Raw genomic sequence first — 14594 nt, forward strand, 5'->3', positions numbered from 1 at the left:
CAAGGCAAAAGGGACGGAAAACAAGCTCCCGGGGCGAAAAGCAAAGGTTTGGGATGAAGTGCAGGTTTCTTAGCCGTGCAGCAAGCTTTTAATTTCAGGAACCATTTTCCGGGAAACCGGGATTCGTTCCGAAGTACCGTACAGTTCCAGTTTCAGGCCCTGGGCATTGCCGGAAAAATTATGGACCTGTGCCAGGTTCACCAGGTAAGCCCGGTGACAGCGTACGATCTTAGGCTCCTCTTTTACCGCTTCTTCCAGTCGGGTTAGGGTGCTTCGGATTAGACTTTTCTTAGGAATACCGTTTTCAAGATAATGTAGCTCCACGTAATTGTCGGCGGCCATCGCAAAAAGAAAATCGGACTTGGGTAGGCTGATCTGTTCGGAGCCGGTTTCGGAAGTAAAAGTAAGCACAGAAGCTTCGGGTAACTCCGGCATTTCAGAAACAGGTAAATAAGCCGGTTGCGGAATTGACGTCGGAGCATGTTTTCTCAGCTCCGAATTCATTTCCTGTGCCAGTTCCAGGTTTTTGGTGAGCAGGCGGTTGTGCCGGAAAAGTACGATCACAGAAACCGGTAAAATGCCCACGGCCAGCGTAATGCTTTCGAAATACAATAAATGGCTTAAACTGAAAGGCTGCCGGAAAATAAGAAACGTGTAAAGCGTATTGAAAAAGCCGATCAGCAGAAAGTTGAAAAGCGTGATCTGGATTTCCCTGCCAACCGTCCAGTTTTCAGCTTTAAACCAGCCGGGGAATAATCGGGAGAAAACAATCGAAACCAGACTGATGCAGCCGAACGTAACCAGGCCGTACCCGGAAATAGCCAGGTATTTTGTTGCGCCTTCCGAAGCTTCGCGCATGCCAAACGGTTGAAACACCAGCAGAAATAGCGCTACAAACAAACCGATTACCGCCGCCATCCGGATAGAACCGGAAAGCGTGTGGGCCGGAAAAGGTTGTTTAAGGGTTGAAAGCATGGGCAGGTTTTTTGGGCCGGAAAGATAGCGTTTTTCCCTTAACTACACCTGACAGCTAAGAAGGAGCGTTTATGGCAGGTCTTTGCAGGTGAAGCGGTAGAACTTTCCTTTTTCCAACGGTTTCTCAAATTCCAGGAAGAATAGTTTACCTTCTTCTATGTTTAACCCGCAGAAAGATTCGCAAACCTTTTTAAATACCCTGGTTTCCGGATAGAAAGGTACGTTCAGCTCTTCCAAAGACCACTTATTTACATCGATGATCTGCCCGCCCTGCAGGTCTTTGCTTTGCAGAAAATAAGCACTTAAACGTTGGTCGATTTTAAGTAATTCGTCTTCAGCTACAATGATATAGTATTCATTTATTTTTTCGGAATATAAACTGAAAGCCAGATAACTATCCCAATAACCGAAAAAGTTAAATACTGGCATGAACCAGGCCAGCAGCAAAATCAGCAAGCTTAACAGTTTAGATTTTAAGCTAGTCCCTTGCCAAGTAAACGAACTGCCTTTTACCTGGAGGAAGGACAATATCACTAAGCCGATCATGGCAATGTTCCAGGGGTACACAATGTAATTCCCGTCAATTCCCAGCGGGCTTAGATAGACCAGAATAAACAAGTGCGTAGCTAGCGCAAGGAATACGCCAATAGTCCTGGTTCGGGGAATTAAAAGCGCCATTGACGTGATGATCTCCAGGGCCGGAATACTGTAACCCCAGGGTTTTAACGCTTTTATAATTTTGGGATCTGCTATTCTGAACAGCCCGGTAAGCATGGGTTCAAAAGTAAGATCCAGAAAGTTTGTACTGCATTTATGGATGCCGCTCCAGAAATAAATTCCGGCCAGCAGCAATTGGAAATATTGCAGGGAGGTATGCTTCGAGCCATCATCTTTCCGGGCGAAGGAAAAGGGCACCAGGCATAAAAAATAAAGATAAACCCAGGGCTGCCACCGGTTCTGGTCCTGCAGGGCCAGGAGGAATACTAATCCTAAAACCAGATGATTGACGAGCTTCTTCTTTACAAAGCAGTTAAGTAGAAGTAAGATCAGGAGTAAGCCGAGGAAAATAAAGTCAAAGGGATGCCGGAAGCCGGCGAAGAAATCAAAAGCAGGCGCCAGGGGAAAGAGCCGCTCGGAATGCCAGAGGTTCAAAGAAAAAAGAATTCCTGTAAAAAAGAAAAAGCTTGCTACAGCTTTTATGAGCCTTAACCGCGTGGCAGGAGGTAAATTCTTGAGCATTTCCGGAAGCATTGCTACTTTTCAGCCGCCTGATCTTCCAGCATAAACGGTTACCTGGGATCCGGGAAAAAACGGCAGAGCAGCAAAGATAACATATCTGAAGCGGTTTGCTAAAGAATGTTGCCGGCAACCTGAAAGGAGCAGGTGCTTTCATTTGTCCCGGCTGCTCTGCCGCATGGTTATTAACTTAAAAACGCCGAATACATCCACACCGATTTTTCCTGCTCCCGGATATAGTCGCTCATCAGGGCCAGGGTGCCTTCGTCTTCGGTTTCCTGGGCCAGGCTCAGGATCTCGCGCTGCAGCAGAATAATGGTTTTAAACGAATTCAGGATATCTTCCACGGCTTTCATGCCATCGCGGCTCTGGCTGCTTTCCTTTATCTGCGAGGTTTTCATATACTCCGAAAACTTATGATCTGGTGCGTAACCCAGGGTTAAAATACGTTCGGCCAGTTCATCTATTTTCAAAAACAGGTCGTTGTAAAGCTCTTCGAATTTGGCATGCAGCTCGAAGAATTTCTCGCCTTTAATGTTCCAGTGGTAGCCGCGCACGTTCTGGTAAAAAGTAGAATAGTTGGCTAAGAGGTCGTTTAATTTATTGGCCAGTTCCTCCGATTTGCTCTTGTCGAGGCCTATTGCGTTCAGGTTTTCCATAGTAGTTGCTTATTAAATTCGTGTAAGGCCAATATACGGAAGGGAGCGGGAAAGTTTTTATGATAAAGGTCATGTAATTCATTTGGCTAAAGCCTGATATAAAATGCTTTCGCTCCCCTGCCTGAAGGCAGGGGCAATTCAATATTCGTATAAATAATCTCTGAAAAGCAATTTGTAAGATTTCAATTGCCCTTGGCTTCAGCCAGGGGAACCCAGCATTGCGGTAAAATGGCTTTAGCCTAATTTCTTAAAACCATATCTGGAAATAAACTCATCGTATTCTTCCTGAAACGATTTGGTTTTATGATGTTCCTCCTGCTTCCTGATATAATTGCGTACTTTCTCCAGCATAGATTCAGAAACTGAAACTGCGTAGTAATCATTTTGCCATTCAAACTTCTCGTCGCAAAAGCCCTTCTGATTGATCCAGAAAGATGATTCGCCTTTCAGCAGATTCATAATTTTGCTGATGCTTTGGTCAACTCCTAAAGAAACCAGGCAATGGCAATGTTCGGCGTAGCCATTGATAAAGTCGATGTAAATGCCCTTCTCTTTCGCGTATTCATAGATGTGGCGCCAAACTTTTTCTCTTATTTCCCTGGTAGTCAGAAGTGGCTCACGGTTCTTGGTGCTCCAGACAAAATGAATGTAAACTTTTACAAAAGGCATAAGCTTTATTTTTTAGATTAAAGCTACACTTTGTTCTCGGGGATTGGTTTGGCTAAAGCCTGGAAAGGGAATGTATTTTATCCCCTGCCTAAAGGCAGGGGCAATTGAAATTGCAAATTTTGATAAATATTCAAAACGAATAATTTCTGCTTCCTTCTGAAATTATTCTGATCTGTTCAGCCTTTTGAGCCAAGCCAGGATTATCTAAAATAGCCGCTAAAATTGCTGAATTAAGGGCATACAAATTTAAAATACCAGGTAACTCTGAAACTCGGTTGGGAGCCTTCATGATTAAATGAATATCGCTCTTGACCTTAATCCATTCATTAAATGCATTTTCAATTCTCTTTTCCTTTGAAAAGAACTTTAAAAAGAAGGGTTTAGCATAATAATTACTAAGTTTTCCCTTAATCTGAATTTCAATTTCTGAATTCAATTCCTCAAAAGACGATTCAATTTTATTTAACCGTTTAACCAAATCATCCATATTTAAAATGTTGAATTGCCCCTGCCTTCAGGCAGGGGATAGCAAAATGTCATATTCGGCTTTAGCCAAATCTCCATTCCTGAAAAAACCTAATAATCGTGTTCAAAAACTCTACAACTCCTTTCTTAACCGCGCTACCGGAATATTCAGCTGCTCCCGATATTTCGCAACCGTTCTCCGGGCAATGTTGTAGCCTTTTTCGTTCAGCATCTGCTCGATCTTCTCATCGCTCAAAGGTTTTTTCTTGTTTTCCTTGTCGATGATCTCTTTCAGGATGTGCTTTACCTCGCGGGAGCTGGCATCTTCGCCGGAATCGGTGGCGATGCCTTCGGAGAAAAAGTATTTGAGCGGGTAAATGCCGAATTCAGTCTGGATGGATTTGGAATTGGCAACGCGCGAAACCGTGGAAATATCCATGCTGATCTCTTCGGCAATGTCTTTCAGGATCATCGGGCGGAGCTTGCTTTCGTCCCCTTCCATAAAGAACTCGCGCTGGTATTTGATGATGGCCTCCATGGTGCGCAAAAGCGTATTCTGGCGCTGCTTAATGGCATCGATGAACCATTTGGCGGCGTCGAGTTTTTGCTTTACGAAGGTTACGGTTTCCTTTAGTTTCTTGTCGGTTTTGGCGCTTTTTTCGTAGGCATCGAACATTTCGGCATAAGAACGGCTGATACGCAAATCAGGGGCGTTGCGGGAATTCAGACTTAAATTCAGGTTGCCGTTATCGTTGGTTAAGATAAAGTCCGGAATTACGTATTGAGCGCGGCCGGAACTGGCTACCGAGCCGCCCGGTTTCGGGTTCAGCTTTACAATTGCGTTTATGGCTTCCTTCAGATCATCTTCCTCAATGCCGAGTTTGTTCTCTATTTTGGAATAGTGCTTCTTGGTGAACTCTTCGTAGAAATCGCTCAGGATCTTTTCGGCCAGCACCGTAGCATCGTCCTGGTCGCGGCGTTCGAGTTGCAGCAGCAGGCATTCCTGCAGGTCGCGGGCAGCAATTCCCGGCGGGTCGAAGCTCTGGATCAGGTGCAGTACTTCTTCAATCTCATCTTCGCTGGCCTCGATGTTCTGGGAGAAAGCCAGATCGTTGGAAATAGAACTGAGGTCGCGGCGGATGTAACCGTCGGCGTCGATCGAGCCGATGAGCTGCATGCCGATGGCCTGCTGTTTTTCGTCTAAGTTCAGGAAACCCAACTGGTCGATCAGGGCGTCGGTAAGGGTAGAAGAACCCACGATCGGCATTTCGCGGTCTTCTTCGGTGTCGCCGCCAGTATCGCCCTGCATTTTATAGCCGGCAATGTCGTCGTCCTGCAGGTAATCGGCTAAGTCCAGATCGTTATTTTCTTCGGCGCGCACTTCTTCTTCCTGCCGGAGGTCGTCGGTAGCGTCGGAGGTTATTTCGCCTTCAAAATCATCGTCCAGGCCCTCGTTTTCGTCGAAATCGGCATCTTCGTCGTTCAGCAGGTCTTCATCGTCGGAGCGTTCCGGTTCGTCTTCGTCGCCTTCTTCCAGAGCCGGGTTCACTTCCATTTCCTCCTTTATCCGGGCTTCGAGTTCGGCCGTGGGGATCTGCAGCAGCTTTATGAACTGAATTTGCTGCGGCGAAAGCTTCTGGGAAAGTAGTTGTTTTAGGTCGAGTCGCTGCATAAGGTAAAGTTGCGGGTAAAAGGCCGCTAAGTGGTCAAATTTAGCTTTTTTTACTTCTCTTTGAAATAAAAGGTTAAATAATTGGCTGCGCGGGGCACAGCTAATTAGAAATTAAAAATTAGAAATTAAAAATGCTCCTTCTGGTTTAAAAACTTCATGTTAAAGGAGCGTTGTTAGTGAGTACCCCTTTGGAGGGGTGGGATTTTTACATTTATTGATTATTTATCAGGAATGCGTGTGTCCTCCCCCTACCCCCTCCAAAGGGGTACTGCCGTAAATTAATTCGTGCTAAATTTCACAAAGCTGCTTTCTATTGCTGGCGCTACTTTTTAATTCTAAAAAATTCATTACTAATTTCTAATTTTGAATTTCTAATTAGAAGTAAAGATGTCACGGACGAACGTAAAAAAACTACTAACTTCCACCGAACTGGTAGGCCAGGATGTGCTGGTGAAAGGCTGGGTACGCACCAAGCGCGGAAACAAATTTGTAAGCTTCATTGCCGTTAACGACGGTTCTACGATAAATAATATCCAGGTGGTGGCCGATGCCGAGAAATTTCCGGAAGAAAGCCTGAAAGAAGTTACCACCGGCGCCTGTATTGCCGTAACCGGAAAACTGGTAGAAAGCCAGGGTAAAGGCCAGACGGTAGAGATCCAGGCCGAAAAAGTAGAAGTTTTGGGCACGGCCGACGTAGAAACCTACCCGCTGCAGAAAAAAGGCCACTCGCTGGAATTCCTGCGCGAAATTGCGCACTTACGTCCAAGAACGAATACGTTTGGAGCTGTGCTGAGAATGCGCCACGCCATGACGTTTGCGGTGCACAAATTCTTCAACGACCGTGGTTTCTTTAACGTACACACACCCATCATTACCGGTTCCGATGCCGAAGGCGCCGGCCAGATGTTCCGCGTAACGACCTTAGACCCGATCAATCCGCCAAAAACCGAGACCGGCGAAGTAGATTACAGCCAGGATTTCTTCGGCAAAAACACCAACTTAACCGTTTCCGGGCAGCTGGAAGGCGAAGTAGCCGCCATGGCTTTGGGGCAGATCTATACCTTCGGGCCAACGTTCCGCGCCGAAAATTCCAATACCTCGCGCCACCTGGCCGAGTTCTGGATGATCGAGCCGGAAGTTGCTTTCAACGAGCTGACCGACAACATGGACCTGGCCGAAGAGTTTCTGCAATACCTGGTAACCTACGCGCTGGAAAACTGTGCTGACGACCTGCAATTCCTGAATGACATGTACGACAAGGAACTGCTCAACCGTCTGCACTTTGTGGTAAACAACAAATTTGAGCGCGTAACCTACACCGATGCCGTAGAAATTCTGAAGAACGCCAAAAAAGCCAAATTCGAGTATCCGGTAGAGTGGGGAACTGATTTACAAAGCGAACACGAACGTTACCTAGTAGAAAAGCACTTCAACAAGCCGGTTATCCTCATCAACTACCCGAAAGACATCAAAGCGTTTTACATGAAGCTGAACGACGACGGCAAAACCGTGCGCGCCATGGACGTTTTATTCCCGGGCATCGGCGAAATTATCGGCGGTTCGGAACGCGAAGAAAGCTACGAAAAACTGATGACCCGCGTAAAAGAAATGGGCATTCACGAAGAGCAGGTTTGGTGGTACCTGGAACTGCGCAAGTTCGGTACTGCGCCGCACTCCGGTTTTGGCTTGGGCTTCGAGCGTTTAATGCTGTTCGTAACGGGTATGGGCAACATCCGCGACGTAATTCCTTTCCCACGTTTCCCGAAAAGCGCGGAGTTTTAATTTTTCAAATGCTGGATTATTAGACATTAGACCTTAGACCTTAGACTTTCTGTGTCTGGTAATATTTGCGGGCATACAGAAGGTCTGAAACATAATAGGAGTCTCTGAACTCCTGCAAACCAGTAAAACCCTATCGGGAGAGCCGGAAAAACTGTTAAAGTTTTTCCGGCTTTTTTATTTATAACAACCTTTTGTAATTGAAGATTAAGTTTTCTATCTTACCAGCAGCTTTTGTTGTGCTTTAACCGCTTAACTATGGAAAACAAACGAGGCCTTGTTGGCATTGCTATTCTTTTTACCTGCCTGTTGTTCTCAGCCTGCCAGAAAGACAAAGCAGATAGGGATTTGGAGAACCCTGCCCCTGAACCGGGAAAAGCTACGGAGCCCTGCCGGCTCATGAAAGAAATTACTTACGCTTATATTTCTAACGAGATTGTTTCTGTTGAAGAATATATCTATGATCATAACAATTTAATAAAAAGAATTAACCGACTGAAAGGTGATACTCAACTTGTTTCCTTTTTAACTTACACCTATAATGGTCAGGGCAAGGCTGTTGAAGAGGTTTGTTATAATGCGGACAGCACCGTAATTGGTAAGCAGCTATTTACCTACAATGCAGTCAACTTATTGAAAAGCATTATTTTTCAGGGAGGTTCCTATGGGAATTACTACCCTATGCCGGGACGAATAGATTTGAATTATAATTCTATGGGGCAGCGGATCAGAGCTGATTTTTATAGTGCTTCCCAGCCAAATTTACTGGAGCGATTTTTTGAGTATACCTATGGCTTCGGAGTAGTTCATGCAAAAGAATACGACGCAACTACCAACCCAGCAAAGTTCCATCAGAATATAGAGTTCAAATATGACAGTAAAAAAAGCCGCTATCACAGCCTGGGTTATCTAAACGGCTATATTCCTGGTCTGGAGAAGAATAATCTTTCCCTGAATAAAGAGTGGTTACCAGGTTATAGTAATCATAGAGGCATGGCCTACGAGTATAATGGGCTGGGATTCCCGGTTAAAGGATATCCGTTTGCAAGTTCAACCTTTTGGGAGGACCCTACAATCGAATATCAGTATGCCTGTCAGTAAAAGACGCTGACAACATTAATTGTAATTCCCGGTCAGGCGTTGTAACTTGGCCGGGAATTTTGTTATATGATGAAGACGCTATGAAAATGCGGAAAAAAGGAAATGCTTTGGTTTTAGGGTTGGCTTTTCTGTTGGCTGTTGGTTGCGGAGGCGATGAAAAGAAAAAAGGAGATCCAGCCCCGCAGCCCCTTGTTTATGGAAGTAGAACGTGTGTGCCGGTAAAATTTACCAATCAATCAGGAAACGAAGTGAATTACGAGTATAATGCAAACGGCCAGTTAATTAAAGCTATTTTCGGAAGTGTTTATGAAGTGGTTAAGTACAATAGCGCAGGTCAGGTTAGCAAAATCAGTACCTATGAATCAGGCGCAAATCCATTTAGAAATCATGTCCTTTTTACCTATTCATCCAATGGAGTACTCGCTTCCGAAATAACTTATATCCCGACAACTCCCTCTGATTCAACCACCAATAAGCCAGCGGAAGTAAGAGAATATACCTACGATGGTACAAACCGTCTTATCGAAATAGAAAGCCACCCGTATCGCAATCCTAATATTATTTCCTCCCGCGATACTTATACCTATCATGCCAATGGAAAAGTTTTGATATCTGAATTTAGGGGTTCAAGCCTTACGTTAAACCAAACCAGAGAATTTGAATTCAGTGGTGGTAAAGGCCCGGCAGGAGTAGTACCTTATTTAAAGCTTCAAATGACTTATGGCAATCAAATTATTTTCAACAAGTTGCCTAAAACGGTAGTGCTCACCTCGTACTATCCGGATGGAAGCGTAAACAATCAGAATACTTTTACTTTTAATTACAGTTATACTTTTAATTCAGACGGATATCCAACGAGCTAGACAATGACCAGAACCGGCCTTGCTCCGTTAACGGGTACCTGGACCTACAACTGCCAGTAAAAACACTATCTGGAGAGTCGGGAAAACTACTTTGCAGCTTCCTTCTTTTTGTCTGTAACAATTATTGTAAATCCCGGTCAGGTTTTCTAACTTGTCCGGGGTTTTGTTATAAGTTGAAACGCTATGGATTTGATGAAAAAAGGGAATGCTTTGATCTTAGGCTTGGCAGTCTTGCTGGCCTTTGGCTGTGGAAGTGACAACGATACAGTTGCACCCGATAATGCTAACCCTGCGCCACAAAATTTTACGAAGTGCCAGCTTATAAAAGATAGGGAAGATACCCTGACCAGTAAATATTCTTACGATTCTCAGGGAAGATTACAGGAAAGGGTTTACGCCTATGGAAGGGAGAGATTTACATACAACAGTTTAGGTAAAATATTGAAATGGATAAGGTTCACTGAAAGTCTGGACACTATAAATGTTAGGACCTATGAATATAATAATGATTCCCTTCCCATTAAAGTAACAAGCCGCTCTGGAATGACTTCTGCAGGTGGTATAATTGCCTATCATACTCAAAGTATGGTTTACGATTCCCAAAAACGGATTATCAGCAATACCACATATAATACAAGCTTGGCAGCCATTACCAATAAGGTCAACTATAGCTACCCGGCCAATAATAAAGTGGAAATTGAAGGATGGGAATTAAACCGGGGAACCAATACGCTGCAACTGCATTACAATGCTCAGATGACATACGATAATAACAAAACGCCTTGGGGTGACTATCCTTTTTTTGATCCTATCGTGAATCATAATGAGCTAACTTACGCCATTCAATTTCACCAGCCATATCCCTATAGCCACTCCAGGACTTCTACTTATACCTTTAATGCTGCTGGTTACCCCATTCAAAAAATTGAGGTAACCGATGGCCGATACACCATGGTATCTACTTACACCTACAACTGCCAGTAAAACCGCTATAAAAATGCTGAAAAAAGGAAATGCTTTAATTTTAATGCTGGCAGTGTTGTTGACTGTGGGTTGTGGGAAAGAAGATGCAAATAATGATCCGAAGCCAAATAATAGTACGGGCAATATAACCGGACAAAGAACTTGTGTGCTGGTTAGTACGCAAAGCTATAACTTAGAGGATGCATGGAGGTTTTTCTTTAACGCGCAAGGGCAAATTATCAAAGCCCTCAAGGGAACTTCTAATAATGGCCTCCAGCTGATTACATATAGTGCTACTGGTAAAATTAAAAATGTACGGCGATATAGAATGCCTGCAAAGGAAATTCAGGAGAGTAGCTTTTATCAGTATAATTCAGATTCGCTGTTAAGTAGGGAAACCATATTTATACCGGCTACTCCCGGTGACTCAGCTTCGCTTTATGCCGTACGGGAAAATTACTTTGAATACGACCCAGGCAAACGATTAGTAAAAATAACCAGCTTTTTATTGACTCAACCAGGTGGCTCTGATGGCTATATTACCTTTACCTATAATCCCGATGGCAGCTTGTTGGAAGAAAGATTTGGTGGTATCCCCAGTCAGCTGGGATGGAGGAAAAAGACAAAATTCGTCAGCGGTAAAGCGCCTGCAGAAAAGCAGGCTTTCCTGAATTTACCATCTATGTTCCTTTATTCTTCTCATGGTATCGTTTTTAATCGGTTGCCAGCAACCATAGAAGAAACCCAGTATAGTTCTAATGGGGTTGGACACACCAGTATTTTCAATTATTCATATCTTTTTAATACGGATGGCTACCCAACTGAACAAATAATGACTTTCCCCGGGCAACAACCTTTAACCAATTACTGGACCTACAACTGCCCATAAAACGCTATAAAGATGCTGAAAAAAGTAAATACAGTACTTCTGGGTTTAGCAGTTCTGCTAACGGTAGGTTGCGGGAAAGATGATCCGGAGCCAGATCAATCCGGTAATCTGCCTGTAGCAGCAGCCCGGAATTGCCAGTTGATCAGCGCCAGTTCGCATGTGTATGGCTATGCGTATGAATACGAGTACAATGCGGCCGGGCAAATTACGAAAGCTATCCTTACCTCGCCACTCACTTACCTGAGCAATTATGATGTGGTGGAATACAACAGCATAGGGCTTTTGAGTAAGGTAACCAAATATAAGCCTGATAATGTTTTCCTGGAATACCGGGTCTATGAATATACGGCAGACTCTTTAATTAAAAAGGATACCAAATATACCCGAACCGACCCTGCCGATTCAACTTATATTGGCCCCTTTTCTTTTAATGAGTATAGTTACGATGCCTCAAAACGACTTACTAAAATAACTTACTATTCTTCCGATCAGCCGGCCACGCCCAGGGGCATTACTTCCTACACCTATCGGCCCGATGGCAGCATTCTGGAAGAGCTAACTGGTAATACATTAAATAGTTTAGGTACCGCTACCGAGTATTGGTTTACCAATAGCAAAGCACCGGTGCAAAAGGTGGCCTATTTCAACCTTCGGGAAACCCTGAAAGCACCAAGCGCCGGCATTATCTTCAACAAAGTACCCGCCACCATCAGGCAAACCAATTACGATAATAATGGCAATGTATCGAGCCAGTACACCTTTAACTATACCTATACCCATAATGCAGATGGTTATCCGGTAATTCAGGCTATGGGCAATCCTGGTCAGCAACCCCTGATAAATACATGGGCCTACAACTGCCAATAATACGCTATGTAAATGCTGAAAAAAGTAAATGCTTTGGTTTTAGGGTTGGCCGTGTTGTTGGCAGTTGGTTGTGGGAAAGATGATCCAGAGCCTCAACCAGATTCACAAACCCCGACTCCAAAAAGCTGCAGGTTGGTAAAATATGTTTTTCCTGGGTATGGAAGTAACGATGGTATTGTAGAGAAGTATGTATATGATAATTCAGGGAAAGTAATTCAGAAAAACATAGCACGATCAGATTCCAGTAAATATATAGAAGATATAGTTTATAGTGCGAATGGGAACGTAAAGGAAATTATTCTGTCATCAGGAAATAGAAGTGTGAAGAGTTCTTACCATTATAATGGCGCTAATTTAATCGATAAGATACTTTTTTATGATCAGGATGCAGGAGGAAACTATTACTTACAAAGCATTTATCAACTTCAGTATGATATAATAGGTAGGTTAATAAAACATTCAAATTTTGGTCCGCAGGATACCGTAAGCGGTGGTTACATAGATTACTTTTATCCGGCAGCTAACCAAATGAAAATAATGGTTTATAATAAAAACCAAGCGGGAAATTTAGGATTGCATTATATAACTTTTTGGGAATACGATAGCCATAAGAATCCTGTAATCATAGATGGGAATTTTATAGGAAGTGGGCTCTATAAGTCAAATTTTATCCCTCAGAATATAATAAAATCAACAACCACTGAGGTTGCAAGTGGATATACAGGAGAACCGTTTTTTTATAATACTATTTATAATCCTGCAGGCTATCCTATTGAGCGAACAACTGTAGTTGGAAACCAAATTTTATCAAAAGAAAACTGGTACTACAACTGCCAGTAAAAGGCTATGTAAATGCTGAAAAAAGTAAATGCTTTGATTTTAGGGTTGGCCGTGCTGCTGGCAGTAGGTTGCGGGAAAGATGATCCGAAGCCCCAGTCAAACCCGCAGACACCCGCCCAACGGACCTGCAAGCTAACCAAGTATGTTCTCTCTTATCCGGTAGTTGGGAGTTATTACGAGGAGCATTATGTGTATGATAATGCTGGAAAGGTGATTTGGATTAATTATGTTAATTTTAGCAGTGGAAGTACAGTTCCAGCTAAAGATAGCACAAGGAACGAGATAATTTATCACCCTGACGGGAGAGTTAAAGAAACAGTACAAACTTCCTATTCTGGAACTTATACTAAGCGAAATTTTTATTATTATAATAATGCAGACCTGCTAAAAGAAGTCAGCGACTATGATCGGAATCAAGGCACGCCTTCTTTCTGGAATTTTTCTTATAAGTATGAGTATAATGCTGCAGAACAGTTAATTAAAAGTACTTCTTTTACCTTTCTTGACACGGCCTTTAAGTCTGAAATGCATTTTTCTTACCCAACTGCTAACCAGGTAAAAAGCATGCATTATAGTACGGATTCCTCAGGAGTAACGCATTTAGATGCTACTGTAATATTCCAGTCCGATGGCAGCAAGAGTCCTTATATCATTGCGGGTAATTTTATGCAGGGTGGTTATCTTCAGTTAAATAATTTTTTACCGGGCGCTACTCCTTTTGGAAAGAATGTAATATCTTCCTCTTATACAAACTATACCAATGGCCAAAGCGGCACCCAATTTTACCAGAATACCTATAATGCCCACGGGTATCCGATTGAGCGAACCACCTCGGAAAATGGCCGCATCTTTATAAAAGAGAAATGGTATTACTACTGCCAGTAAAATGCTGCCAAACTAAAAGTAAAACCCCATTTATTAAAGCCATCTCCTTAACACCGTAAATAAATATCCCGGCAAGTTTTCTTAAATTTGCCGGGATATTTATTCGTTATCTTTTTGAAAACACTTTTTACCCTTCTTTTAGTAACGCTTTTTTCCTGCCATCTGGCTTTTGCTCAACACGAGCAACCGGTCTCCACAGCCTTTAAACCGGTCCGTACCGCTGGAATTAAGGTTGGCATAAACTTCGCTTCCGTTTCTAACCTGGCCGAGTCCGATGTTTACATGGGGGTGCATGCCGGATTTTTTGGGAACGTTCAAACCTCCGAAGGTGTTGGCTTTGGCGGCGAACTCAACTACTCCCACCAGGGCGTAACGGCCAGCAACCTGGATGTAGGGTTAAACTATTTAAGCATTCCGATGCTGGTAAACCTTTATAGCGGACCGGTAACTTTTCAGGGTGGTATTTACGGCGCATATTTGTTTAGTGCCAATCTTAAAAATGGTCAGGCCAAAGGAGATATAAGCGGTTACTTGCGAGATACAGATTATGGCTTATTGGTAGGGATAAACCTCAACCCCTTAGGCGCAACTTTTGTATATGCCCGGTTCAACCTGGGGCTGAAGAACATAAACAAACAGCTAATCACGCCTGCCCATGTGGAGCTATATAACCGGAATATCCAGTTAGGACTGGGGTACCGTTTTTAAATGACCAGCCCTGAAAATTGCTA

Annotated in this window: 15 protein-coding genes; 9 read left to right on the plus strand and 6 right to left on the minus strand. The window is 43.4% G+C overall.

What is annotated here, in order from left to right:
• Positions 1–69: 69 nt before the first annotated feature.
• From F0P94_RS07595 to rpoN, 6 genes are all read right to left on the minus strand, one after another.
• The gene (locus F0P94_RS07595) at positions 70–975 is read right to left on the minus strand and encodes a LytR/AlgR family response regulator transcription factor (RefSeq protein ID WP_150903275.1); all 906 of its coding nucleotides are present in this window, start codon (positions 973–975) and stop codon (positions 70–72) included.
• 69 nt (positions 976–1044) lie between these two features.
• Complete coding sequence (locus tag F0P94_RS07600) at positions 1045–2127, minus strand: MauE/DoxX family redox-associated membrane protein (protein ID WP_150903276.1); 1083 nt, start codon at positions 2125–2127, stop codon at positions 1045–1047.
• A gap of 269 nt (positions 2128–2396) precedes the next feature.
• Complete coding sequence (locus F0P94_RS07605) at positions 2397–2870, minus strand: Dps family protein (RefSeq protein WP_150903277.1); 474 nt, start codon at positions 2868–2870, stop codon at positions 2397–2399.
• Between the two features lie 234 nt (positions 2871–3104).
• Complete coding sequence (tnpA, locus tag F0P94_RS07610) at positions 3105–3539, minus strand: IS200/IS605 family transposase (protein WP_150903278.1); 435 nt, start codon at positions 3537–3539, stop codon at positions 3105–3107.
• A gap of 130 nt (positions 3540–3669) precedes the next feature.
• Positions 3670–4026, minus strand: a complete 357-nt coding sequence (locus F0P94_RS07615) for a hypothetical protein (protein ID WP_150903279.1) — start codon at positions 4024–4026, stop codon at positions 3670–3672.
• A 111-nt stretch (positions 4027–4137) separates the two neighbouring features.
• Positions 4138–5676 (minus strand): RNA polymerase factor sigma-54, encoded by a 1539-nt coding sequence (gene rpoN, locus F0P94_RS07620; RefSeq protein ID WP_150903280.1) that lies wholly within the window; start codon positions 5674–5676, stop codon positions 4138–4140.
• A 387-nt stretch (positions 5677–6063) separates the two neighbouring features.
• Between rpoN and asnS the strand changes: the two genes are divergently transcribed.
• From asnS to F0P94_RS07665, 9 genes are all read left to right on the plus strand, one after another.
• The gene (asnS, locus tag F0P94_RS07625) at positions 6064–7458 is read left to right on the plus strand and encodes an asparagine--tRNA ligase (protein WP_150903281.1); all 1395 of its coding nucleotides are present in this window, start codon (positions 6064–6066) and stop codon (positions 7456–7458) included.
• 255 nt (positions 7459–7713) lie between these two features.
• Positions 7714–8556: a hypothetical protein gene (locus tag F0P94_RS07630; RefSeq protein ID WP_150903282.1), complete on the plus strand. Its 843-nt coding sequence runs from the start codon at positions 7714–7716 to the stop codon at positions 8554–8556.
• An 80-nt stretch (positions 8557–8636) separates the two neighbouring features.
• Positions 8637–9419, plus strand: a complete 783-nt coding sequence (locus F0P94_RS07635) for a hypothetical protein (RefSeq protein WP_191906964.1) — start codon at positions 8637–8639, stop codon at positions 9417–9419.
• Positions 9420–9602: 183 nt separating this feature from the next.
• Positions 9603–10403 carry a hypothetical protein gene (locus F0P94_RS07640; protein ID WP_150903284.1) on the plus strand — a complete coding sequence of 267 codons (801 nt, stop codon included), beginning with the start codon at positions 9603–9605 and terminating at the stop codon, positions 10401–10403.
• Entirely contained in the window at positions 10357–11271 is a 915-nt protein-coding gene (locus F0P94_RS07645) for a hypothetical protein (protein WP_150903285.1), read from the plus strand. Before F0P94_RS07640 ends, F0P94_RS07645 begins: the two co-directional genes overlap by 47 nt.
• Before the next feature lie 12 nt (positions 11272–11283).
• Positions 11284–12138, plus strand: a complete 855-nt coding sequence (locus F0P94_RS07650) for a hypothetical protein (RefSeq protein ID WP_150903286.1) — start codon at positions 11284–11286, stop codon at positions 12136–12138.
• Positions 12139–12150: 12 nt separating this feature from the next.
• Positions 12151–12978 (plus strand): hypothetical protein, encoded by an 828-nt coding sequence (locus F0P94_RS07655; protein ID WP_150903287.1) that lies wholly within the window; start codon positions 12151–12153, stop codon positions 12976–12978.
• Between the two features lie 12 nt (positions 12979–12990).
• On the plus strand, positions 12991–13863 hold the full coding sequence (locus tag F0P94_RS07660) for a hypothetical protein (RefSeq protein WP_150903288.1): 873 nt from the start codon (positions 12991–12993) through the stop codon (positions 13861–13863).
• A gap of 114 nt (positions 13864–13977) precedes the next feature.
• Positions 13978–14571, plus strand: coding sequence for a porin family protein (locus F0P94_RS07665; RefSeq protein ID WP_191906965.1), 594 nt, complete (start codon positions 13978–13980; stop codon positions 14569–14571).
• The last annotated feature ends 23 nt before the right edge of the window (positions 14572–14594 follow it).

This window comes from Adhaeribacter soli (genome assembly GCF_008727925.1).
Classification (GTDB): domain Bacteria; phylum Bacteroidota; class Bacteroidia; order Cytophagales; family Hymenobacteraceae; genus Adhaeribacter_A; species Adhaeribacter_A soli.